Annotated in this window: 8 protein-coding genes; 2 read left to right on the forward strand and 6 right to left on the reverse strand. The window is 61.5% G+C overall.

Annotated features, from left to right (window positions below; translation table 11 throughout):
* Nucleotides 1-21: 21 nt before the first annotated feature.
* The 4 genes from AB4O45_RS14030 to AB4O45_RS14045 all read right to left on the reverse strand — a co-directional run bounded on the left by AB4O45_RS14030 (nt 22) and on the right by AB4O45_RS14045 (nt 6538).
* Entirely contained in the window at nt 22-3414 is a 3393-nt protein-coding gene (locus AB4O45_RS14030; protein ID WP_460160205.1) for a non-ribosomal peptide synthetase, read from the reverse strand.
* 10 nt (nt 3415-3424) lie between these two features.
* Nucleotides 3425-4354: a diiron oxygenase gene (locus AB4O45_RS14035; protein WP_236169885.1), complete on the reverse strand. Its 930-nt coding sequence runs from the start codon at nt 4352-4354 to the stop codon at nt 3425-3427.
* Nucleotides 4351-5127: a DUF3050 domain-containing protein gene (locus tag AB4O45_RS14040; RefSeq protein ID WP_150637830.1), complete on the reverse strand. Its 777-nt coding sequence runs from the start codon at nt 5125-5127 to the stop codon at nt 4351-4353. Before AB4O45_RS14040 ends, AB4O45_RS14035 begins: the two co-directional genes overlap by 4 nt.
* Before the next feature lie 700 nt (nt 5128-5827).
* Nucleotides 5828-6538 carry a GntR family transcriptional regulator gene (locus AB4O45_RS14045; protein WP_056786898.1) on the reverse strand — a complete coding sequence of 237 codons (711 nt, stop codon included), beginning with the start codon at nt 6536-6538 and terminating at the stop codon, nt 5828-5830.
* Between the two features lie 196 nt (nt 6539-6734).
* On the opposite strand from AB4O45_RS14045, the gene lapG reads away from it, so the two are divergent.
* Nucleotides 6735-7427 (forward strand): cysteine protease LapG, encoded by a 693-nt coding sequence (lapG, locus tag AB4O45_RS14050; RefSeq protein ID WP_056786901.1) that lies wholly within the window; start codon nt 6735-6737, stop codon nt 7425-7427.
* Nucleotides 7428-7441: 14 nt separating this feature from the next.
* A complete protein-coding gene (gene lapD, locus AB4O45_RS14055; protein ID WP_423665178.1) occupies nt 7442-9388 on the forward strand; it encodes a cyclic di-GMP receptor LapD in 1947 nt (648 codons plus the stop codon).
* Nucleotides 9389-9597: 209 nt separating this feature from the next.
* On the opposite strand, the gene AB4O45_RS14060 is transcribed toward lapD, so the two are convergent.
* Both AB4O45_RS14060 and AB4O45_RS14065 read right to left on the reverse strand, forming a co-directional pair.
* Nucleotides 9598-9936 carry a hypothetical protein gene (locus tag AB4O45_RS14060; protein ID WP_016772279.1) on the reverse strand — a complete coding sequence of 113 codons (339 nt, stop codon included), beginning with the start codon at nt 9934-9936 and terminating at the stop codon, nt 9598-9600.
* Between the two features lie 149 nt (nt 9937-10085).
* Entirely contained in the window at nt 10086-25424 is a 15339-nt protein-coding gene (locus AB4O45_RS14065; RefSeq protein WP_460160206.1) for a LapA family giant adhesin, read from the reverse strand.
* Nucleotides 25425-25554: the final 130 nt, after the last annotated feature.

Consider the following 25554-nt stretch of genomic DNA (forward strand, 5'->3'; position numbering starts at 1 on the left):
GTGTTGCTCCTTTGGGATGAGTCAGATGAAGTTGATTTCTTTCAGGTAGTCGCAGCCGCGACGCAGCAGCGCCGGGGATTTCTGTGGGTAGTGCGCGCCCATCTGCTGCACGCCGGCCTCGGCGTTGGCGTGGCCGATCAGCGAGATGTCGCCGATGTCTTCTTCGAAACCATTGAGGTAGAAACCGAGCACGCCGAACAGCGCGTTGTCGGCGTTGACCCGGTTCAGTTGCTGCTGCCAGTCGGCGACGCTGACCAGCGCAAACTCGCTGCCGGTTTCGCGGAACGAAGCGACGTAGGCATCCCAGCTCAGCGGCTCGGGGTTGTGCAGATTGAACACCGCGCGATCCGCTGAATACCGGCTGGCATGGAAGGCGATGAAGCGGGCGAGAAAGTCCACCGGCATCAGGTCGAAATTCAGCGCAAAGGCCGGTACCTGACCGAGCTGGATCGAGCCTTTGAGCATCAGCATCAAGCGGTTCTTGTGCGGCTGGCAGACGCCGCTCAGGCTATTGAAGCTGATGTTGCCGGGGCGATACAGATTGACCCGTACACCGCGCTCGCGCGCCCGCTCAAGGATACGTTCGCCGACCCACTTCGACAGGTTGTAGCCGTTGCGAATGTAGATCGGCGGCGTCGCGGCGGCGGGCAGTTCCAGCACCCGACCGGCATCATCCACGGTGCTGGATGCCGACAGGGTCGAGACGAAGTTGAAGACCTTCTTACTGCGCCCCTCGCACAGCTTCAGCAGGGCGAAGATCGGCTCGACGTTGTCCGCCGCCAGGGACTCGTAATCGAGTACGTGGTTGACGTTGGCGGCGTTGTGTACCAGCGCACCGAACTCGCGGTCCAGGCGCTGATAATCCTCATCGCCCAGGCCCAGTTGCGGGCGACTGATATCAGCTGCGTAAACCCGCACACGGCTGAGATCGAGGTGCTCCAGACGGTTTTCGCGCAGTGCCTGAGCGAAGCGTTGCGTCGCCGTTTGCCCGGCGCTATCACGTACCAGACAGGCGACCTCGCTGGCGCCCCAACCGAGCAGCGCTTCGACGATGTGCACGCCGACAAAACTGTTGGCACCGGTGACGATGACCTTGTGCACATCGCCCATGCGGCTGATCGGCAGCGGTTCGATATCCAGCTCGCGCTCGGCGTCGGCCATGGCCTGAGCGCTGAGCACGGCGCTGTCATCGCTGCCGCGCACCAGCGTCGCCAGTTTGCTGATGGTCGGCTGTTCGATGAAGCGATTGATCGAAATGCTCCGGCCGAATTCCTCACGCAAGCGCAGCAACATCCGCGACAGCAGAATCGAATGACCGCCGAGATTGAAGAAGCTTTCGTCAGTGGAAATGTCGCTGGTCGGCAGTTCCAGCAACTCGGCCCAGATCTCCAACAGCAGCGCTTCATCAGCATTGGCCGGCAGGCATTTCGCAGCGTTGTCCTGTACCGTCACCGGCAATGCCAGCAGCGCCTTGCGATCGACTTTGCCGTTGCTGGCGAACGGCATCTGCGCCAGTTCAGTCCATGCCATCGGCTGCATGTAGTCCGGCAGAAATTGCCGGGCATGCGCCTTCAATTCATCGCGGGCAGTCTCGGTCTGTGGCTGGGCGAGGAACGCCAGAATCCGCCGCTGACTGTCGATGACCACGGCGATCTGCCGATACAAGCGGCTCTCGCGCAGGCAGCGCTCGATCTCTTCCGGCTCGACGCGGAAGCCACGGATTTTCACCTGATTGTCGCGCCGCCCGCACAGCTCGATACCATGCTCGCCCCATTGGGCCATGTCGCCGCTGCGGTAGGCGCGCAAGGTCTCGCCGCCGGGCAGCGACAGGGTCAGATAACGCTCGGCGGTCTGTTGCGGATTGTTCAGGTAACCGAGGCAGACACCGGGGCCGACGATGAACAGCTCACCGACGGTTTGATCGGGCACCGGTTGCAGGTCGTCGTCGAGAATCAGCACCCGACTGTTGGCGATTGGCCCTCCCAGCGTGCGGTTGCTGTCGCCCGGTTTGAGCTGGCGCGCGGTGATCAGCACGGTGGCTTCGGTCGGGCCATACAGGTTGTGCAGGGTGCCTTGGCGGGTCAGTTGCTCGATGACGTACGGCTCGCAGACATCACCGCCGGTCATCACCTGCACGCCCTCCAGTTGCTCCAGCGCCAGGATGCTCAACAGCGCCGGCGGCAGGAAGGCGTGGGTCAGTTGTCGTCGGCGAATCAGCGCAATCAGCTGCAAAGGATCGCGGCGCTGGGTGTCGTCGGGCACGACCAGTTCTGCCCCTGCGAGCAGGCTGGGGAAGATGTCGATCAGCGATGAATCGAAGCTCAGCGATGAGAACTGCAACACCCGACTCTCGGCGTGCAACTGCACGTAGTCGGCGTACCACGCGGTGAAGTGGGCGAGATTGGCCTGGCTGAGCAGCACGCCTTTCGGATGCCCGGTGGTACCCGAGGTGTAGAGCGCCATGCACGGCGCATCGAGCACCGGGCGGTGCTGCATCAGCGGCCGGTCGAGAGCGGCGTTCGGCGCTTCGATGCCACTGACATCGAGCCCCGCCATCGATTCGCTGAGCGCCTGCTGTCCATCGTGAAGCAACAGCACCGCACCAGCGTTTTCCAGGATGTATTGCTGACGCGGCAATGGATGGCTGGGCTCCAGCGGCAAGTACACCGCGCCGCTGCCGAGAGTCGCCAGAATCGAGGCGAACAGTGCCGGGCTTTTGCCTTGGCAGACAGCGACCACCCACGGCTGCGGATGTTGCTCGAGCAAGGGCAGCAGGCGCTGTTGAATCGCGCGGCTGTGGGCGTGAAGCTGCTCGTAGCTGATGGTCTTCCCGCCGACATGCAGCGCCGGTCGTTCGGCATGCTCGATCAGGCTTGGCTGCAGACGCTCGATCAGCGGGATTTGCGCCTGCTCCAGCAGCGCCGGGTTTGCCGTGTCGTTGAGACGGTGGACGTACGCTAGCTTGTCGAGAAACAGCAGGTCTTCCAGGCGTTCGAAATCCGGCGCTCTAAGGGCCGGGGCATGGCGCAAATAATCGGCATCGCGGGAAAAGCGGCTGACCAGCAACGCCACCTCATCGACCACATGGGCAAGCGCTCGTTGGCGTAGCGACTGACCGTTGCCGGATGGCTCATCGCCAATCGGCACACGGCTGATCAGCGACGAGCCGAGGAAGCACAGCAAGTCGAGGGTCGGCAGGCCGCCATGGTCTTGCGCGGCGATACCCAGGCGCAGGTGCAGATGCGGGATCGCGCAGAAGTCGCCGGCAGCGATAAAGCCATCGTCGATGATCAGATCCACCGCCGTTTGAGCCACGCCGCTGCGGGTCACAGCATGGCCATGCTGTTCGAGCTCCCGGGCCAGATCGGTCATGGCCTGGCTGGCGCCGGTGAGCAAAATGTCGAGACGTTTCATGTCAGCCTCCTCAAACCAGATAGTCGCGCAGCGCGTGCTGCACGCACGGTGTGTCGAGCAGCGAGCTGTTGTGGAAAAACCTGACGATGTTGCCCACCAGCGGGTGGTGGCGGTTGATCGGGAAGGCCAGTCCGGCGATTTCCTCGCGCAGTGAGCACCGCGTGGTTTCGCTGACCGGCAGCGCATCGATCAGGCGCAAATCGAAGGATTTCTGGATATCGTTGGTCAGGTAATGGCCGATGAACACCGGCAGAATCTGCGCGATGGTTTCGCGGTCCGCGTCGCTGGCGGTGTGCCAATAGATGCGCACCATCCGCGCCCAGAAACTCGAGTGGCGACCCTCGTCGAGCAAGTGGTCGGCCATCAGGCCCTTGATTGATGGCTTGACCGAATCGTCGCGGGCGAACGCGGCGACATCACCGGTCACGGTGTTTTCGGCGATCGCCACGCAGATCAATTCCACCGCGCTGCGCAGGTGTTCCGGCGCCAGCGCAACAGCGGCGGGAATCGCCCGGCTCAATTCGATTTCGTCGGGCAACGGAATCGGTTCGATACCGGTCAGCGCGACCGTCTGCTGCATGAAATCCATGGCCACCAGCGCGTGGTAATCCTCATCGACCACCACGGTCATCGCGTCGTAACGACAGGCGAACGGGAACGCCACGGCGAAGCGATTCTTGGCAATGCTGCGGGCGGTCTTGTCGACGATTTCAGTCTCGAAAATCACTACGTCGTTTATGAATTTGTACAACGTCTGCACCAGGGCGAAATCACGTTGTTGCGGGCATTCACGCAGGAAGGTTTCGCTGAGCACCAGCGGCTGGCGGCTGAGTGGATAGATCAAGCGCTGATCGTCTTCGAGCAACCGCCGTGGACGGGTGCGGATGGTCGCGCGGCTTTCCCAGGCCTCGGCGAAGGATTGATAGTCGGCAGCGTTCATTGGGCCACCTCGGCAACTTTTGCGCCCATGCTCAAGCGCAGCCCGTCCCACAAGGCGATGCGGCTTTCCACGGCAGCGATGGCGCTGGCGTAAACCTCGGCTGCGCGCTGCGGATCGCCGTCCACCAGACGCTCCAGCAACTGTTCGGCAGCGGGGCCGTGATCTTCGGAATCGACTTCGATATGCCGTTGCAGGTAGTAGCGGAAGGTCGGCGCCTGTTCGATGCCGATGCCCCAGTCATCAAGGATGCGCTGGAACATCGTCGGAATAACGCTCTCGCGACCGTGCAGGAACGCGGCGGCAACGCTGTGTCCCGGCGCCTCCAGGGCAATGCGCAAGGTATCGCGAACAAACTGTGCCGCCGCCGGGTCGACGTCGACGCTTTGCAATGCGACGTCATAACTCACGCCTTCGCGCTGCAACGCGACGAAGCGCTCCACCGCCGAGGTGCTCGCGCCGATTTCGCGCATCGCATCCAGGTACAACTCGAAGTGGCTGTAATGGCCGGCATCGAGGCGATCGTCCGATTCCTCGCCCAGCACGATCTCGTTGATCAACCGAGCGGCGTGGGGATCGCGCGGCGGCAACCAGGGTAAACGCGTGCAGGTCAGTTCCTGTTGCAGGCGCTTGGTCAGCGACATGAAGTCCCATACGGCAAATACATGGGTTTCCATGAAACGACGCAATACCGATAACGAAGTAATCTCGGAAAAGATCGGGTGAATACTCAGTTCGGCTTTCTTCAAGGCGAGTTGCTGCTTAGTAGGCATCATGATGTCCTTTATCAGTGATATGAAGTGCACGGTTCTTTTCAGTTGCTGTAAGCGGTCGAGCAAGTTGGATAGCAAATTAATCGGGCAAATATTAATTGCGCTGTGGCGCCGTTGCGGCGCCACGGTTGCTGCATCTGCTGCGTAGGGTATGCCGCGCTGAACGGCGACGTTCAAACCTGGCGAGAGAAAAACTAATACAGGGCAAATGCATTTAACAAGTTTATTTTCAATTATTTTAAGTTGGCTGTTTTTTGGATATGAAAGTTGCCGATAAAACTTTCGGATCAAGTTTTATTTGGGCGTAGTTACTCCTTTCGGCTAATAACGGCCAAAATCGATAACAAGAGTGAATGCCTCACTCGAAGCAACTTTTTAAGCAAGGGAAGTTTATGAATTCAAAGGAGGCGAAAGTTGGCCGGGACCGGCGCCATGACTTCCTGTTTCCCGTGACAAGGCTCCTTCCGTAGGTTCCTGTTGCGGGGACTGTGCCGTCAGGGCGGCGCGTCCCCGTTCTGTAGGGGTGGCGCTGGAAGAGTGCGGGTAAATTGCCGTCACGGCTATTACCGATTGGTCATCGGCGGGCAGCAGAAATGCGTCGGCAGGGCCGGGGCGGGCACCAGCGGGCACGCCGATCCGCTGCCAGAGCCGGCAGCAGAGCGGTCGCGAAGATTTGTAAGGGGATTATTCGACGTACGAGATATCAGCGTGCTGTGTGACGCTTCTGTGCGGCGGGAGTCGCGAGGTAGCGGGTGATCACCTCGACGCCACGGTTGAGGTGCTGCTCCAGCATTTCGAGCGAGCGCGGGATGTCGCGCTCGATCACGGCCTGGAGCATGGCGCGATGGTCATCCTGGGACAGCTTGCCCAGGCCCATGGCTTCCAGATTGAAACGCAGAAAACGTTCTTCTTCATTCAGACCGTCTTCCACCAGACGCAGCAGTCGCTGATTGGGCGCCTTGCTGTACAGGGCCATGTGGAACAGACGGTTGAGGCGGCCGATCTCGTTGTAGTCGTGCTGCGCTTCCAGTTCTTCGATGTAGCCGGCGGCGAGTTGATGCTCGGCCTCAGTCAGCAGCGGAATGGACTGCCGCAATGCCTCGGATTCGAGCAAAATGCGCAACTCGTAGGTTTCAGCGGCATCGCCCTGGATCAGCGGTGCGACTACGGCGCCTTTGTGCGTGGTGACGCTGAGCAGCTCCTGCGCTTCGAGCTGACGCAAGGCTTCGCGCACCGGCATGCGGCTGACCCCGAACAGATCGGCTAGATCCTGCTGGCGCAGCGCAGTGCCACAGGGCAGGCGGCCATCGAGAATGGCCGAGCGCAGGGTTTCTTCAATCACCGACCGGGCCAGATGCGCAGGAATCGGTCCCTCGACTTTAATGCTGTGCAGCGGTTTGGGCTTCTGAGTCACGACAACACACCCTGTAGGTCGCAATATTTGGATCCAAATGACACTAGTGATTGCTCTACAGGTTGTCAAACCTTGTAAAACGTTGCGCGGCAATCTCAAGTCTAGCGGGTCTTCGATGATCTCACGGTGCCATTGTTTTTTGCCGGGCTAAGCTTCACCATCAAACGCTTCCTTTCTGTCCTTCTGGAAACCTGCAGTGGCGGTACGTTTCGCGATCCCTCGGACCTTGCGCTGGCTTGGCTGCGCATTGCTGCTGGCCGGCGTCATGCTGGGCGGTCTGCACGCCGATTGGGATTTTTCCGCGATCAGCCGCAAGGCCACTGCTCTTTATGGGCCACTGGGCGCCGGGCAGCAGCGCATCGATGCCTGGCAGAATCTGCTGGCGACGCAGAAGCAGGCCAGTGAGATGGACAAGCTCAAAGTGGTGAACCTGTTCTTCAACAAGCAGGTGCGTTACGTCGAAGACATCGATCTGTGGCGCGAAGTGGATTATTGGGAAACCCCGATCGAAGCGCTGTGGAAGGGCGCCGGCGACTGCGAAGACTACGCCATCGCCAAGTATTTCAGCCTGCGCCATCTCGGCGTTTCCAGTGACAAGCTGCGCATCACCTACGTCAAGGCGCTGCGGCAGAACCGCGCGCACATGGTGTTGACGTACTATGCGACCCCCGATGCCATGCCGCTGGTGCTCGACAGCCTGATCGATCCGATCCAGCCGGCGGCGCAGCGAACCGACTTGCTGCCGGTCTACTCTTTCAATGCCGAAGGCCTGTATTTGCCCGGCGCCAAGGGCAACAAGAAGGTCGGCGACACCAAACGCCTGTCACGCTGGCAGGATGTGCTGAAAAAAATGCAGGCCGAAGGTTTCCCGGTCGAGACGACTAACTAGGAGCACGCGCTCAGATGTCTTTGTTCAAACAGCTGTTGATCGCTATCTGTCTGTTCCTGGTCGTGGCCTTCACCGGCAGCTTCATGGTCAGCCTGGAGAGCTCGCGCACCCAGTACGTCAACCAGTTGCGCTCCCACGCACAGGACGCGGCGACGGCGCTGGCGTTGTCGCTGACGCCGAATATCGACGACCCGGCGATGGTCGAGCTGTTGGTCAGTTCGATTTTCGACAGCGGTTATTACGCGAGCATCCGCGTGGTCGACGTGAAGACCGACCAGACCATTGTCGAGCGTAGCGGTACCCCGGCGGTGAGCAACGTGCCGGACTGGTTCGTCAAACTGATCGGCCTCGAGCCGGCTGGTGGCGATGCACTGGTCAGTCGTGGCTGGGAGCAGGCGGCGCGGGTCGAAGTCGTCAGCCATCCGATGTTCGCCGTGGCCAAGCTGTGGCAGAGCGCACTGGGCAGCCTTGGCTGGTTGCTGATCTGCGGTGCATTGAGTGCGGTGCTCGGCGCGCTGTTGCTGCGTCGGCAGTTGAAGCCGCTCGATTACATGGTTCAGCAGTCCCATGCGATTGCCCGCCGCGAGTTTCTCAGCCTGCCGGATCTGCCGCGCACGCCTGAATTGCGTCGCGTGGTGCAGGCGATGAATCAGATGGTCGAGAAGCTCAAGACGCTGTTTCAGGAGCAGGCCGAGCGCAGTGAAAAACTGCGTACCGAGTCCTATCAGGACAACCTCACCGGCCTGGCCAACCGCCGCTATTTCGAAATGCAACTGAACAACCGTGTGAGCAACCCGGAGCAGGCCAGTTCCGGTTATTTGCTGCTGTTGCGGGTCAAGGATCTGGCCGGGCTCAACCAGCGTCTCGGCGGCCAGCGTACCGACCAATTGCTCAAGGCTGTCGGTGAGCAACTGACCCGCGAGTGCGCCAGATATCCACAAACCCAGGACTTGGTCACGCGTATTCGCGGCGGTGAATTCGCCGTGCTGGCGCCGGGGCTGGTGCGTGAGGAAGCGCTGCAACTGGCGCAGAATCTCGACAATGCATTGAGCAGCCTGCATGCCACTGGCGCGACCGATGTGCCGGCGGTGGCTTCGATCGGGCTGGCGCCCTTCGCCCACGGTGACTCCCCGCAAGCGGTGCTGACACTGGGCGATCAGGCGCTCGCACAGGCCGAAGGGCAGGGCGAGCAGAATTGGGCGTGCATCGATCAGAGTCTGGTGGCGGAGGTCGGTGACGACCATCACGCTTGGCATCGACTGCTGGATCAGGCTTTAAGTCAGCAGCGTTTCGAGTTGTATTTCCAGCCGGTGGTCGCCGCGCAGGACACGCAACTGGTGCTGCATTACAAGGTCCTGTCGCGCTTGCTCGACGAGCAGGGCCAGACCATTCCCGCCGGGCGCTTTCTGCCGTGGCTGGAGCGCTTCGGCTGGACCGCGCGGCTTGATCGGCTGATGCTCGAACGCGTGCTCGAGCAGATGAAAGGGCACGAGGATTCGCTGGCGCTGAACCTGTCCTCGGCGACGCTGGCCGACCCGCAGGCGCTGAACAAGGTCTTCGAGATTCTGCGCGCGCATTCCAATCTCGGCGCGCGTCTGACTCTGGAAATTGGCGAGGAGCAGTTGCCTGAACAGGCGGTGCTGGAGCAGTTGACCCGACGCCTGCGCGAGCTCGGTTTCTCGCTGAGCCTGCAACGCTTCGGCGGGCGCTTCAGCATGATCGGCAACCTGGCGCGGTTGGGTCTGGCGTATTTGAAGATCGATGGCAGCTACATTCGGGCGATCGATCAGGAGAGCGACAAGCGCCTGTTCATCGAAGCGATCCAGCGCGCGGCGCACAGCATCGATCTGCCGCTGATTGCCGAGCGGGTCGAGACTGAAGGGGAGTTGTCAGTGATTCGCGAGATGGGCTTGTATGGCGTGCAGGGGCAGTTGCTCGGTGAGCCGAAGCCTTGGGGGTGAGCCAATAAGCGCCCTCACCCTAACCCTCTCCCAGAGGGAGAGGGGACTGACCGTGGGATATTTACGAGATACGCCGACGTGCAAGAGCTCCACTGAATCCAGAATCGACTCGATCGCTCAGGTCGATGGATAGCGCAAGACACCTCGATCGGCCCCCTCTCCCTCAGGGATAGGGCTGGGGTGAGGGTAAGCTTTGGATCCTGGGAGGATCAGATCAACCCACCCTCATCCTCATCGATCAACTGGCTCAACCCGCCCAACGCTTCACGTGCCTGGGTGCGGTCCATCAGTTTGGCCTGGGCCGCCGCTGGCAGGTCAGTGACGCGGATCACGCCTTTCTGGGTCAGCACCTGAATCAGGTCGTCGAGTACCCGAATCATTTCAAAGTCGCTCTGCTTGAGCTGTTTGAGGCTGTTTTCCACGGCTTCGTTGGCGTACCACGCCTGAATCTCATGGTTATCGGCGGGCAGCGTTTCCGTGGCCTCGGCGTACGCCGCAGCTTCCACGCGAATCAACTGGCCTTGCGCATCGCGTTGCACGTAAAACATTGAGCATCCCTCACAAATGAACAGCGTCATGCTGTCAGCAGCATAGCCAACTGCGCGCCAGTATGCGGGGCGCCGATGAAATCGTCACCGCTGCATTGCCCGCAAACGCGACGGCCGCCTCACAGGAGGCGGCCGTTGTTGTTTCAGCCTCAGCTGTTGTTGTGATCGACCTTGATGGTCGGATCGCTGCCGGCAATCAGGTTGTGCAGGTTGGCGCTCGCCCAATTGTTGCCTTCCAGTTTGATCGTCACGTCCGGCGTGGCCGCAGCGGCATCGCCCGAGTTGAATTTGCCCGCCGAGCTGACTTGCAGCGACGACGTGCCATCCACTGTGGTGATCTTCAGGAAGTTGTCGATCGTGCTGCCGGTCTCGCCCTGCAACAGGTCGCGCAGGTCGATGCGGTCGCCTTCGCTGGCTTTGAAATCCTTGATCACGTCGTTACCGGTGTCGCCCGATTTCCAGACGAAGGTGTCGCCACCGGAACCGCCGATGAGGATGTCGTTGCCCTGACCGCCGATCAGCGTGTCGTTGCCGGTGCCGCCGAGCAGGATGTCATTGCCTTTGCCGCCGTCGAGCAGGTCGGTGCCGCCCGAGCCGAACAGGATGTCATTGCCTGCGCCACCGAGCAGCGTGTCGTTGCCATCGTGCGCGCCGGATACATCGAACGCCTGATAGTGCTCGGTGATGTACTGGTGCACGTTGCTGGTGGTGACTTTGCTGACGTCGACGCCGGTCTCTTTGGCAACGAACGCCTGCATCGCCTGGTAACCCTCGCCGGCAATGCCGTTGAAGCTGACCAGATCGCCGAACAGGATGTCGTTGCCTTCGCCACCGTTGACGGTGTCGTTACCCGGCATCGTCGCTTCGGTATGGCCGATGATCGAGTTGGCCAGGTCCTTCGGATCGATGTTGGTTTGCGGCGTTTTGTCCGAATCGTACGGCTTGAGGTCGTTGAGGCTGACGTCGTTGTTCAGACCAATGGCTTCGACGCTCGACAACCCGCTCAACAAGGCAAAGCCGCTGGTCGAGTTGCTGGTCGTCGACGAGTTGGTGCTGTTGCCGGTACCCGCGAGGTTCGACAATTCATAAGTACCGTCGCCCTGCGCATGAATCGTGCCCAGGGTCTCGCTGCTCCAGCCCCACCACGAGTTGTAGGTTTGCAGCACAACGCTGCCGGCACTGTTGATGGTCAGGTAGTGCGAGTTGTCGATGTAGGTGCTGAACGTGTCGCCCTGCTTGTAGTTGCTGGTGTTTACCACGCTGTCGAGTTTCACGTTGCCATACAGCGTCGGGTTGGTCTGCTCGCCGGTCTGGTAGTAAGTCGGCTGGCCATCGGTGATGAAGTACGTGAGGTTCTTCGCCCCGGTGTTGGCCACTGCGTCGGCGCTCTGGAACCAGTTGGCCGTGGTCTTGAACACGTCCTCATAGTTGGTACCGCCGCCAGAGCCCATCGAGTTGAGTACGGCTTTGAGCATCGTCAGCGCGTTCGGGTCGTTGAGATTCACCGACACCGATTTGTTGACCTGGGTATCGAAGTCCACCAGGAATATGTTCACCGTGCCCGAGTTGCTGCCGCCCAGGCTTTGCTTGAGGCTGTTGAACACCGAGGTCAGCGAGTCTTTCGCGGCGTTCAGCGACGAAGTGCTCATGCTGCCCGAGCTGTCGACCATAAACGCAATGTTGTAGTTGGTGCCCGGCACCACGGTCAGGCCGCCGATGTCAGCGACGATGATGTCGTTGGCGTCGGTGCCGATGACGTTGTCATCACCCGAGGTGGCGGTGACCGCGTTGTACACCGCAGGCACTACCGTGACCGGAATGGTCGCGGTGCTGCTTGCCGAGCCGCCGACCTGTTCGGTGGACGTCGAGGTCACGGTCAGGTTGAACTGGCCGTTGTAGTAGGTCGGCGGAGTCACGGTCAGAGAGCCGAGGTTCCAGCCGGTGACGTTGGCTTCGCCATTGCTCGCGGTAACGGTGAAGGTATGCCCCGCGCCATCGCTGAGCACCGAACCGACCGGTGCGCCGCTGATCTTCACGCTCAGGGTTTCCGAGCCGTCGGTGTCGGTCAGCGCGGTGCTGATTGCCGACAGTTTCACCGTGGTGCCTTCAGCGCCGGTGTTGAGCTTGTAGCCGTCGTAATAACCTTCGCCGTTGGTGCCGTGCAGATCGGAGACGGTCACGCCCGAGTTGATCAGGTCCTGCACACCGGTGTAGATCGGCACGCCGGCGTTGCTCAGATCGATTGGCGTGCCGCCGTTGACCGACAGGTTGACGTCGTAGCTGCCCGGGCCGCTCTGATTGTGGTGGTAGATGTCGAGCGTGTAGTAACCGCTGGTGGTCGGGGTGAACGAGCCGTTGATCGCACCGCCCGCGCCCCAGGTACCCGACGCCACGTTCTTGCCGCCGATGGTGATCAGCAGGCTGTCATCGGCCACGCCGCTGAAGCTGTAGGTCTTGCCGGCTTCCAGGTAGATCAGGCCCGAGGTCTTCGACGCCGTACCGGCGGCGACACTGCCGTCAGACTGCACGTTGGTGACGTTGCCGCTGGAGTTCGGTTTGCCGGCGGCGTCGATCACGTTTTTCAGGGTGGTCGAGTTCGCGCCGCTGCCGTCAGTGCCCAGCCCCGCGAGACCGGTCCAGACTTCCTTGATCAGGCCGGTGGATTTCACGCTGTTGTCAGCCACGGCTACGGTCGGCGCATCCGCCACTGGCGTGATGTCGATCTTCACCGTGCCGGTGCTGCCCAGCGCCTGGCCATCGGTAGGCTGGAACTTGATCTGTGCGTAGTCCGCCTGATTGTTGCCCAGACCGGTGCCGCCGTAACCGTTGGTGCCCGACTCGTTGGCGTCCGGCAGGAAGCGCAGCTTGCCGGCGTCGATGTCGGCCTTGCTGAAGGTCTGGTTGTTGGCAACATCCTTCCAGGTCGAGCCGTCCAGATACTGCAGTTTGCCCTCGCCCGGCAGCTGCGTGATCTTGATACCAAGGCTGCTCGCCGGGCTGTCGACATCGCTGACGCCAAAGGTCGACCAGCCGAGTACCAGCGGCGTGTCTTCGGTGCCGGTGACATTGCTCGGCGCAGCGACCGGTGCATCGTTGACCGCCACCACGTTGACTGTGGTCGTCGCCGTGTTCGAGTAGTTGCCGCCATCGGTCACCGTCACGGTGATGACGCGCGGCACGGTGCTCGGGTTTTCGCTGCTGTTGGTGAAGCTGATGTTCTTGATGGCCTGCATGTAGTCGGCCAGGGTCGCGTTACCCGAGAGGGTCAGGGTCACCGTGCCGTTGGTGCTGTTGGCATTGATGGTGATGCCGTTGACGCTGTTGCCCAGATTCAGCGCATCGCCGTCCTGACGGTTGGTCAGTACCACAGTGGCGCCGGTCAGCATCGTGCTGTCCGGGTCGGTGATGCTGATGTCGGTGTCAGCGATCGACACGCCGGCGCCCGGGGTGTTCTCGGTGAACGTCACCTTGTAATCGGCACCGGTCGCACCGCTGGAGTTGTTGGCGTCCAGATCGAGCACCGGTGGCGCATCGTTGTCGATGATCGAGGTGCTGACGCTGCCATTGGTGCTGCTGACCGCGAGGTTCTCGAAGTTGCCGCCGGTAGCCGAATCGATCTTGACCACGAAGTTCTCGGTGCCTTCGGTGATCTTGTCATCGAGGGTGGCGACGTTGAACTGCGCGCTGCTGGCGCCCGCCGGGATCTTCACGGTGTACACACCGGTGAAGTCCGAACCGTCGGCAGCAGTGCCGCTGTAGACGATTTTCAGGGTCACTTCGGTCTGCGCCGGGTGATTGAGGCTGACGGTGTAGCTGGCGGTCTGGCCTTCGGTCACCGAGCTGCTGCCAGTGATGCTGACGGTGGTGGTGTCGACGGTGTCGGTGACGCTGGTCATTGCTGGCGTGGTGCTCGATACCAGTTTTTCGAAGTTGCCACCGGTGGCGCTGCTGATGGTCGCCTGCACGGTGCCGGCGTCTTTGTAGACGTCGTCAGCTGGCGCTGGAACGTTCACGGTGCCGGTGGTTTCGCCCGCTTTGATGGTGATCACGGCACCGTTCGACAGGGTCACGGTCACTGGCGAGCCAGCGGCGTTGGTCAGGGTCGCGGTGTAAGTGATCTGGCCACCTTCTGCCACGGAACCGGTCGCGCTGAGCGACAGGTTGGTGGTGTCGACGGTGTCGGTCACGGTGGTGCTGACCGGAGTCTTGTCGGCGACGAGGTTTTCGAAATTGCCGCCGCTGACGTTGGTGATCGAGTTGGTGATCGGAGCGTTGCCGGTCAACGCATCGTTCGGTGCGACGGCAGTTACCGTGCCGGTAGTCTGGCCGACCGCGATGGTGATGTTCTGGCCGTTGGCCAAAGTGACCACCACTGGCGAACCGGTGACGGGTGCGCCGACGGTTGCGGTGTAGACGACGTTGCCGCCTTCGGCCGCTGTGGCGGTTGCGCTCAGTTTTACGGTGGTGGTGTCGATGGTGTCGGTGACGCTGGTCACGGCTGGCGTGGTGCTCGGTACCAGGTTTTCGAAGTTGCCACCGGTAGCTTTGCTGATGGTCGCCTGCACGGAGCCGGCGTCTTTATAGACGTCATCGGAAGGTGCCGGAACGGTCACATTACCGCTGGTTTCGCCAGCCTTGATGGTGATCACAGCGCCATTCGACAGGGTCACGGTTACAGGCGAGCCTGCGGCGTTGGTCAGGGTCGCGGTGTACGTGATCTGGCCACCTTCGGCCACCGAGTTGGTGGCGCTCAAGGACAGATTGGTGGTGTCGACGGTGTCGGTCACGGTGGTGCTGACCGGGGTCTTGTCGGCGACGAGGTTTTCGAAATTGCCGCCGCTGACGTTGGTGATGGCGTTGGTGATCGGCGCATGGCCGGTCAGCGCATCGTTCGGTGCGACGGCAGTTACGGTACCGGTGGTCTGTCCGACCGCGATAGTGATGTTCTGGCCGTTGGCCAGAGTGACCACCACTGGCGAACCTGTGACTGGCGCGCCGACGGTTGCGGTGTAGACGACGTTGCCGCCTTCGGCCGCCGTGGCGGTTGCGCTCAGTTTTACGGTGGTGGTGTCGATGGTGTCGGTGACGCTGGTCACGGCTGGCGTGGTGCTCGGTACCAGGTTTTCGAAGTTGCCACCGGTAGCGCTAGTGATCGTTGCCTGGACGGAACCGGCGTCTTTGTAGACGTCATCGGACGGTGCAGGAACAGTTGCGGTGCCGGTGGTTTCGCCTGCTTTGATAGTGATCACGGCGCCGTTCGACAACGTGACTGTCACAGGTGAGCCAGCGGCGTTGGTCAGCGTAGCCGTGTAAACAATCGAACCACCTTCAGCCACGGAGCCGGTCGCACTCAGCGACAGGTTGGTGGTGTCGGTAACGTCCGTGACAGAAGTCGAAACTGGAGTTTTGTCCGCCACCAGATCTTCGAAGTTGCCACCGGTTACGCCTGTGATCGAGTTGGTGATCGGGGCGTTGCCGGTCAGCGCATCGTTCGCAGCAACAGCGGTTGCAGTGCCAGTAGTCTGGCCGACGCCAATGGTGATGGTCTGGCCGTTGGCCAATGTCACGACGACAGGAGAACCGGTAACTGGCGCACCGACGGTTGCGGTGTAAGTCACGGTGCCGCCTTCAGCCACCGAAGTATCAGCCGTCAGTTTGACGGTCGAAGTATCGATGGTGTCAGTGACCTGAGTGATCGCTGGAGTGGTGCTCGGCACGAGATTTTCGAAGTTACCACCGGTGGCACTGGTGATCGTCGCCTGGACGGAACCGGCGTCTTTGTAGACGTCATCGGACGGTGCAGGAACGGTTGCGGTGCCGGTGGTTTCACCAGCCTTGATGGTGATCACGGCGCCGTTCGACAAGGTCACGGTCACTGGCGAGCCAGCGGCGTTGGTCAAGGTCGCGGTGTAGGTGATCTGGCCACCTTCAGCCACCGAGTTGCTGGCGCTGAGCGACAGATTGGTGGTGTCGTTGACATCCGTAACAGTGGTCGAAACCGGTGTTTTATCCGCCACCAGATCTTCGAAGTTGCCGCCGGTTACGCCAGTGATGGAGTTGGTGATCGGCGCGTTGCCGGTCAGCGCATCGTTCGCAGCAACAGCGGTTGCAGTGCCAGTAGTCTGACCGACGCCAATGGTGATGGTCTGGCCGTTGGCCAATGTCACGACGACAGGAGAACCGGTAACTGGCGCACCGACGGTTGCGGTGTAAGTCACGGTGCCGCCTTCAGCCACCGAAGTATCAGCCGTCAGTTTGACGGTCGAAGTATCGATGGTGTCAGTGACCTGAGTGATCGCTGGAGTGGTGCTCGGCACGAGATTTTCGAAGTTACCACCGGTGGCACTGGTGATCGTCGCCTGGACGGAACCGGCGTCTTTGTAGACGTCATCGGACGGTGCAGGAACGGTTGCGGTGCCGGTGGTTTCGCCAGCCTTGATGGTGATCACGGCGCCATTCGACAGCGTCACGGTTACAGGCGAGCCTGCGGCATTGGTCAGGGTCGCGGTGTAGGTGATCTGGCCACCTTCCGCCACCGAATTGCTGGCGCTCAAGGACAGATTTGTCGTGTCGGCAACGTCGGTGACAGAAGTCGAAACTGGAGTTTTGTCTGCAACCAGATCTTCGAAATTGCCGCCAGTTACGCCTGTGATCGAGTTGGTGATCGGGGCGTTGCCGGTCAGCGCATCGTTCGCAGCAACAGCAGTTGCAGTGCCAGTAGTCTGGCCGACGCCGATGGTGATGGTCTGACCGTTGGCCAGAGTCACGACCACAGGCGAGCCGGTGACTGGCGCGCCGACGGTGGCGGTGTAAGTCACGGTGCCGCCTTCAGCCACCGATGTATCGGCGGTCAATTTGACGGTCGACGTATCGATGGTGTCGGTGACAGTCGTCACGGCTGGAGCAGTGCTCGGTACCAGGTTCTCGAAGTTGCCTCCGGTAGCACTGGTGATCGTCGCCTGCACAGAGCCGGCATCTTTGTAGACGTCATCAGACGGTGCAGGAACTGTTGCGGTGCCGCTGGTTTCACCAGCCTTGATGGTGATCACAGCGCCGTTCGACAAGGTCACGGTCACTGGCGAGCCAGCGGCGTTGGTCAATGTCGCGGTGTAAGTGATCTGGCCACCTTCGGCTACCGAACCGGTCGCACTCAGCGACAGATTGGTAGTGTCGGAAACGTCGGTGACAGTGGTCGAAACCGGTGTTTTATCCGCCACCAGATCTTCGAAATTGCCGCCGCTCACGCCAGTGATCGAGTTGGTGATCGGAGCATTACCGGCCAACGCATCGTTCGCAGCAACAGCAGTTGCAGTGCCAGTGGTCTGGCCGACGCCGATGGTGATGGTCTGACCGTTGGCCAGAGTTACCACAACTGGTGAGCCAGTAACTGGCGCACCAACGGTGGCGGTGTAAGTCACGGTGCCGCCTTCAGCCACCGATGTATCGGCGGTCAATTTGACGGTCGACGTATCGATGGTGTCGGTGACTGTCGTCACGGCCGGAGCAGTGCTCGGTACCAGGTTCTCGAAGTTACCGCCGGTAGCGCTTGTGATCGTCGCCTGCACCGAACCGGCATCTTTGTAGACGTCGTCGGACGGTGCAGGAACTGTTGCGGTGCCGCTGGTTTCACCAGCCTTGATGGTGATCACAGCGCCGTTCGACAAGGTCACGGTCACTGGCGAACCAGCGGCGTTGGTCAAGGTCGCGGTGTAAGTGATCTGGCCACCTTCGGCTACCGAACCGGTCGCACTCAGCGACAGATTGGTAGTGTCGGAAACGTCGGTGACAGTGGTCGAAACCGGTGTTTTATCCGCCACCAGATCTTCGAAATTGCCGCCGCTCACGCCAGTGATCGAGTTGGTGATCGGAGCATTACCGGCCAACGCATCGTTCGCAGCAACAGCAGTTGCAGTGCCAGTAGTCTGGCCGACGCCGATGGTGATGGTCTGACCGTTGGCCAGAGTCACGACCACAGGCGAGCCGGTGACTGGCGCGCCGACGGTGGCGGTGTAAGTCACGGTGCCGCCTTCAGCCACCGATGTATCGGCGGTCAATTTGACGGTCGACGTATCGATGGTGTCGGTGACAGTCGTCACGGCTGGAGCAGTGCTCGGTACCAGGTTCTCGAAGTTGCCTCCGGTAGCACTGGTGATCGTCGCCTGCACAGAGCCGGCATCTTTGTAGACGTCATCAGACGGTGCAGGAACTGTTGCGGTGCCGCTGGTTTCACCAGCCTTGATGGTGATCACAGCGCCGTTCGACAAGGTCACGGTCACTGGCGAGCCAGCGGCGTTGGTCAATGTCGCGGTGTAAGTGATCTGGCCACCTTCGGCTACCGAACCGGTCGCACTCAGCGACAGATTGGTAGTGTCGGAAACGTCGGTGACAGTGGTCGAAACCGGTGTTTTATCCGCCACCAGATCTTCGAAATTGCCGCCGCTCACGCCAGTGATCGAGTTGGTGATCGGAGCATTACCGGCCAACGCATCGTTCGCAGCAACAGCAGTTGCAGTGCCAGTGGTCTGGCCGACGCCGATGGTGATGGTCTGACCGTTGGCCAGAGTTACCACAACTGGTGAGCCAGTAACTGGCGCACCAACGGTGGCGGTGTAAGTCACGGTGCCGCCTTCGGCTACCGAAGTATCGGCGGTCAGTTTGACGGTCGAAGTGTCGATGGTATCGGTGACATTGGTCACCGCTGGAACCGCGCTTGGCACCAGGTTCTCGAAGTTGCCGCCGGTCGCACCCTCGATGGTCACTTCGACTTTGCCGGCGTCTTTGTAGACGTCGTCGGACGGTGCAGGAACAGTTGCGGTGCCGGTGGTTTCGCCAGCCTTGATGGTGATCACGGCGCCGTTCGACAGGGTCACGGTCACCGGTGTGCCGGCCGGGTTGGTCAGGGTTGCGGTGTAGGTGATCTGGCCGCCTTCGGCGACCGAATCGCTGGCGGTCAGGTTCAGGTTGGTGGTGTCGGTGGTGTCGGAAACCACGGTGTCTGCGGACTTGCCGTCGACCACCAGTTTTTCGTAATTGCCACCCGTGGCGCCATCAATGGTCACGCTCAGCGAGCTGCCGCCCGCCAATGGGCTGTTCGGCGCGACGTAGTTGACGCTGCCGGTGGTTTCGCCAACCGCGATGGTGATGGTCTGGCCGTTGGACAGGCTGACGGTGACCGGCGAACCGGTCACTGGCGCGCCCACGGTCGCGGTGTAGACCACGGTTTCGCCTTCAGCGACGTTCGCAGTGGCGCTCAGCGACACGGTGGTGGTGTCGATGGTGTCGTTGACCGTGGTCACCGCCGGCGCTGTGCTGGTGACGAGGTTTTCGAAGTTGCCGCCGGTTGCGCTCTGGATGGTCGCTTCAACGCTGCCGGCGTCTTTGTAGACGTCATCTTTCGGTGCATCGACGGTCACGGTGCCGGTGGATTTGCCGGCCTCGATGAGGATTGTCGCACCGTTCGACAGGGTCACGGTGACCGGTGTGCCGGCGGCGTTGCTCAGGGTTGCGGTGTAGGTAATCTGGCCGCCTTCGTTCACCGCGCCGGTCGCGCTGAGCGACAGGTTGGTGGTGTCGACGGTGTCGGTCACGGTGGTGCTGACCGGGGTCTGGTCGGCGACAAGATTTTCGAAATTACCGCCGCTGACGTTGGTGATCGAGTTGGTCAGCGGCGCGTGGCCGGCGAGGACGTCGTTCGGCGCGGTGGTGCTCACGCTGCCGCTGGTCTTGCCGACTTCGATAGTGATGTTCTGACCATTGGCCAGGGTCACGACCACAGGCGAACCGGTGACCGGCGCGCCGACGGTGGCGGTGTAGGTGACGGTGCCACCTTCGGCCGCGGTTTCGGTGGCGGTCAGCTTGACCGTCGAGGTGTCGACGGTGTCGGTGACATCAGTGACCGCTGGCGTGGTGCTTGGCACCAGGTTTTCGAAGTTGCCGCCGGTGGCGTCCTTGATCGTGACTTCAACTTTGCCAGCGTCTTTATAGACGTCGTCGGCAGGTGCCGGAACGGTGACGGTGCCGGTGGATTTGCCGGCCTCGATGGTGATCACCGCGCCGTTGCTCAGATTCACGGTCACCGGGGTACCGGCCGGGTTGCTCAGGGTCGCGGTGTAGACAATCGAACCGCCCTCGGCCACGGAGCCGGTCGCGGACAGCGACAGGTTGGTGGTGTCGGCGACGTCGGTTACCGAGGTCACCGCCGGGGTTTGGTCGGCGACGAGATTTTCGTAATTGCCACCGCTGGCGCCGTCGATTTTCACACTCAGGGTGTTGCCGCCGGCCTGTGCATCGTTCGGCGCGGTGAAGTTGACGCTGGCGCTGCTGGCGCCGACCGGAATGGTGATGGTCTGGCCGTTGGACAGGGTCACCAGCACTGGCGAACCGGCGACCGGGGCGGTCACGGACGCGGTGTATACAACCACGCCGCCTTCTACCGCGCTGGCGCTGGCGGTCAGCGCAACGGTGCTGTTGTCGATGGTGTCGGTGACATCAGTTACCGCAGGCGTCTTGTCGATCACCAGATTTTCAAAGTTGCCGCCGCTGGTCTTGGTGATGCTCGCATCGACCTTGCCGGCGTCCTTGTACACATCATCGCCAGGCGCGGCGACGGTCGCAGTGCCAGTGCTCGCACCCTTGGCAATGTTGATCACCGCGCCGTTGCTCAGGGTCACGCTCATGGTGGTGCCGGCCGGATTGCTCAGGGTGGCGGTGTAGACGATCGAGCCGCCCTCGGCAACGCTGCCGGTGGCGCTCAGGCTGATGTTGGTGGTGTCGACGGCGTCGGTGACTTTGGTCACCACAGCCGAACGATCGGCCTCGACTCGCTCGAAATTGCCACCGCTGTGGCTGGCGATCGCCGTCCGCACGTTGCTGCCATCGATGTACGGGGTGTTGGCGGGCGCCGGGAAATTCACCGAGCCGCTGGTCGCGCCAGCGGCAATGTTGATCACCGCGCCGTTGGCCAGGGTCACGGTCATCGCAGTGCCGGCCGGATTGCTCAGGGTCGCGGTGTAGGTGATCTGGCCACCTTCGCTGACGGTATCGCTGGCAGTCAGGGTCAGTGCGGTTGTGTCGACGGTGTCGTTGACCGTGGTGCTGACCGGGGTCTTGCTGACGTCGAGTTTCTCGAAGTTGCCGCCGCTGGCATCGGTCATGGTTACGGTGAGCTTGCTGACGTCCTTGTAGACGTCATCGCTCGGTGCGGCAATCGTCACCGAACCGCTGGTCTTGCCGGCTTCGATGGTGATGGTCTGGCCATTGCTCAGGTTGACGGTCACCGGCGTCTGCGCGGCGTTGGTCAGCGTTGCGGTGTAAGTGATCGAAGAGCCTTCGAGCACATAGCTTTCTGCGCTGAGGGTCAGGTGCGTGGTGTTGACCGTGTCGGCAACATTGGTCACCGCAGGCGTAGTATCCGGCACCAGATTTTCGAAGTTGCCACCGGTGGCGTCCTTGATGGTCACTTCGACTTTGCCGGCGTCTTTGTAGACGTCATCGGCAGGTGCCGGAACGGTCACGGTGCCGGTGGTCTTGCCGGCTTCAATGGTGATGACCGAGCCGTTGCTCAGATTCACGGTCACAGGCGCGCCGGCCGGGTTGCTCAGCGTCGCGGTGTAGGTGATCTGCCCGCCTTCGTTGACGTTGCCGGTGGCAGTCAGCGCGACGCTGGTGGTGTCGACGGTGTCGGTCACAGTGGTGCTGACCGGGGTCTTGTCGGCGACCAGATTCTCGTAGTTGCCACCGCTGACGTTGGTGATCGAGTTGGTCAGTGGTGCGTGACCGATCTGCACGTCATTCGATACCGGGGCGGTAACGCTGCCGGTGGTCTGGCCGACGGCGATGGTGATGTTCTGGCCGTTGGCCAGGGTCACGACAACTGGCGAGCCGGTGACGGGCGCGCCGACAGTGGCGGTGTAGGTGACGGTGCCGCCTTCAGCGACCGAAGTGTCGGCGGTCAATTTGACCGTCGAGGTATCGATGGTGTCGGTGACTTGAGTGACCGCTGGCGTGGTACTCGGAACGAGGTTCTCGAAGTCGCCGCCGGTGGCGCTGGTGATGGTGGCCTGCACGGAGCCGGCGTCTTTGTAGACGTCGTCGGACGGAGCCGGGAAGCTCACATTACCGCTGGTTTCGCCTGCCTTGATGGTGATGACGGCGCCGTTCGACAAGGTCACGGTCACTGGCGAGCCAGCAGCATTGGTCAAGGTTGCGGTGTAAGTGATCTGGCCGCCTTCAGCCACGGAAGCGGTCGCGCTCAGCGACAGATTGGTGGTGTCGGCCACGTCGGTGACGGTGGTCGAAACTGGAGTTTTGTCCGCCACCAGATTTTCGTAGTTGCCACCGGTTACGCCAGTGATCGAATTGGTCAGCGGAGCGTTGCCGGTCAAGGCATCGTTCGGTGCAGTGTAGGTGATGGAGCCAGTGGTCTGGCCGACGGCGATGGTGATGTTCTGACCGTTGGCCAACGTCACGACCACAGGCGAACCGGTGACTGGCGCGCCGACGGTGGCGGTGTAAGTCACGGTGCCGCCTTCGGCAACCGAGGTGTCTGCGCTCAGCTTCACCGTCGAGGTATCGACGGTGTCAGTGATTTCGGTCACAGCCGGCGTAGTGTTCGGCACCAGATTTTCGAAGTTGCCGCCGGTGGCGTCCTTGATGCTGACTTCGACCTGGCCGGCGTCTTTGTAGACGTCATCGGCCGGCGCTGGAACGCTAACGGTGCCGGTGGTTTTGCCGGCATCAATGGTGATCACCGAGCCGTTGCTCAGGGTCACGGTTACCGGGGTGCCGGCCGGATTCGTCAGCGTGGCGGTGTAGGTGATCTGGCCACCCTCGGCCACAGAGTCGGTGGCGCTGAGGCTCAGGCCAGTGTCATCCACCGAATCGGTGATGGTGGTGACCGCAGGCGTGTTGCTTGGCACCAGGTTTTCGAAATTGCCACCGGTAGCGCCAGTGATCGTGGTGCTGACGGTGCTGCCATTGTTGTAGACGTCGTTGGCCGCAGTCGGCACGTTGACGGTGCCCACGGTTTCGCCAGCCGCAATGGTGATGGTCGAACCGTTGGACAGGGTGACGGTAACCGGCGTCTGCGCCGGATTAGTCAGTGTCGCGGTGTAGGTGATCTGACCGCCTTCAACGATATTGTTGGTCGCTGTCAGGGTCAGGCCAGTGTCATCCACCGAATCGGTGATGGTGGTGACCGCAGGCGTGTTGCTTGGCACCAGGTTTTCGAAGTTGCCACCGGTAGCGCCAGTGATCGTGGTGCTGACGGTACTGCCATTGTTGTAAACGTCATTGGCCGCAGTCGGCACGTTGACGGTGCCCACGGTTTCGCCGGCCGCGATGGTGATGGTCGAACCGTTCGACAGGGTGACGGTAACCGGCGTCTGCGCCGGATTAGTCAGTGTCGCGGTGTAGGTGATCTGACCGCCTTCAACGATGTTGTTGGTCGCGGTCAGGGTCAGGCCGGTGTTGTCGACCGAATCTGTGATGGTGGTAACGGCTGGTGTGGTGTTCGGCACCAGGTTTTCGAAGTTGCCACCGGTAGCGCCAGTGATCGTGGTGCTGACGGTGCTGCCATTGTTGTAGACGTCATTGGCCGCTGTTGGCACGTTGACGGTGCCGACGGTTTCGCCGGCTGCAATGGTGATGGTCGAACCGTTGGACAGAGTGACGGTTACCGGGGTTTGTGCCGGGTTGGTCAACGTCGCGGTGTAAGTGATCTGGCCGCCTTCGACGATGTCGTTGGTCGCGGTCAGTGTCAGGCCAGTGTCATCTACCGAGTCGGTGATGGTGGTCACGGCTGGTGTGGTGTTCGGCACCAGGTTTTCGAAGTTGCCACCGGTAGCGCCAGTGATCGTGGTGCTGACGGTGCTGCCATTGTTGTAGACGTCATTGGCCGCAGTCGGCACGTTGACGGTGCCGACGGTTTCGCCGGCAGCAATGGTGATGGTCGAACCGTTGGACAGAGTGACGGTTACCGGGGTTTGCGCCGGGTTGGTCAACGTGGCGGTGTAAGTGATCTGACCGCCTTCAACGATATTGTTGGTCGCAGTCAGCGTCAGACCGGTGTTGTCGACCGAATCGGTGATCGTGGTGACCGCAGGCGTGTTGCTTGGCACCAGGTTTTCAAAGTTGCCGCCGGTAGCGCCAGTGATCGTGGTGCTGACGGTGCCGCCATTGTTGTAGACGTCGTTGGCCGCTGTGGGCACGTTGACGGTGCCGACGGTTTCGCCCGCAGCAATTGTGATGGTCGAGCCGTTGGACAGCGTGACGGTTACCGGGGTCTGCGCCGGGTTGGTCAACGTCGCGGTATAAGTGATCTGGCCACCTTCAACGATGTTGTTGGTCGCGGTCAGGGTCAGCCCGGTGTTGTCGACCGAATCAGTGATCGTGGTAACGGCAGGTGTGGTGTTTGGCACCAGATTTTCGAAGTTGCCGCCGGTAGCCCCGGTGATCGTGGTCGTAACGGTGCTGCCATTGTTGTAAACGTCATTGGCTGGGGTCGGCACGTTGACGGTGCCGGTAGTCTGGCCAGCGCCAATGGTAATGGTCGAGCCGTTCGACAGTGTGACGGTTACCGGTGTCTGCGCCGGGTTGGTCAAAGTCGCCGTATAGGTAATCTGACCGCCTTCGGTCACGCTCGAACCAGCCGTCAACGTGACGGTAGTGGTATCGACGGTGTCGGTCACTTGCGTGGTCGCCGGGACAGTCGGCGGGGTCACGGTGATGCCGTTGCCGCCGCTGGTGCCAGTGACGGTCACGTCGATCTGGGTCGGGTCGTTATAGACCGTGTCGTTCGGCGCCAGCGGCACGTTGACGGTGCCGGTGGTGGCGCCGGCGGGAATGACGATGACTGCGCCGTTGGACAGGGTGATAGTCAGGTCGGTCAGCGGCGCCTGGGTCAGGGTCGCGGTGTACACCAGCACGCCGCCGGCTTCGGTGATGGTCGGCGTGGCGCTGAGGCTCAGGGTCGAGTCACGCAGTGCGTTGGTGGTGGTGTCGGTGGTCAGGCCGCCCGTGGTGTCCTGCGCGACTTGCCCGGCAGAATTGATGCCCGCCGTGGGGAAGCCAATGGTCGGATCTACGCGGCCAGCGGTGGCGTCGAGCATGACGAAGCTGTGACCGCCACCGGCAGCACCACCGGTACCTGCGGCGGTCGGGCCGGCCGCGGTGGATTCGAGTGCGGTGGTCGGGTCGACACCGGCGGCGATGGCTTGCTGCAGTTCTTCTACAGAAGGCGCAGCCTGCGCCGTGGCTTCGGCCAGGTCAGTGCTGGAGTCAGGCGAGCTGGCGCTCCACTGGGTGTCACGGCCCAGATCGAGCATGCGGCCATCGGCCAGTTCCAGCGACACCGCGCCGGACAGACCGGTATCGATCTGGTCGCCGACATACAGGCGATCGCCTTCAACGAGTACGCGACGCACGCCCTCTGGGGACACCACGAAAACCTGACCGACAATGCTTTTGACGACGGCAACAACACTGCTCATTGAAGACTCTCCGGGGTGTCACATTCAGTTGACTTCCATGGACCTGACGGGCGTCGGCGCCACTTCAGTCTGGACGTACTTTCTATAAATGGATAACTTATTGACGCTGTATTTCCGTCAATAATCTGGC

The sequence above is a fragment of the Pseudomonas sp. S2_B10 genome (genome assembly GCF_054668425.1).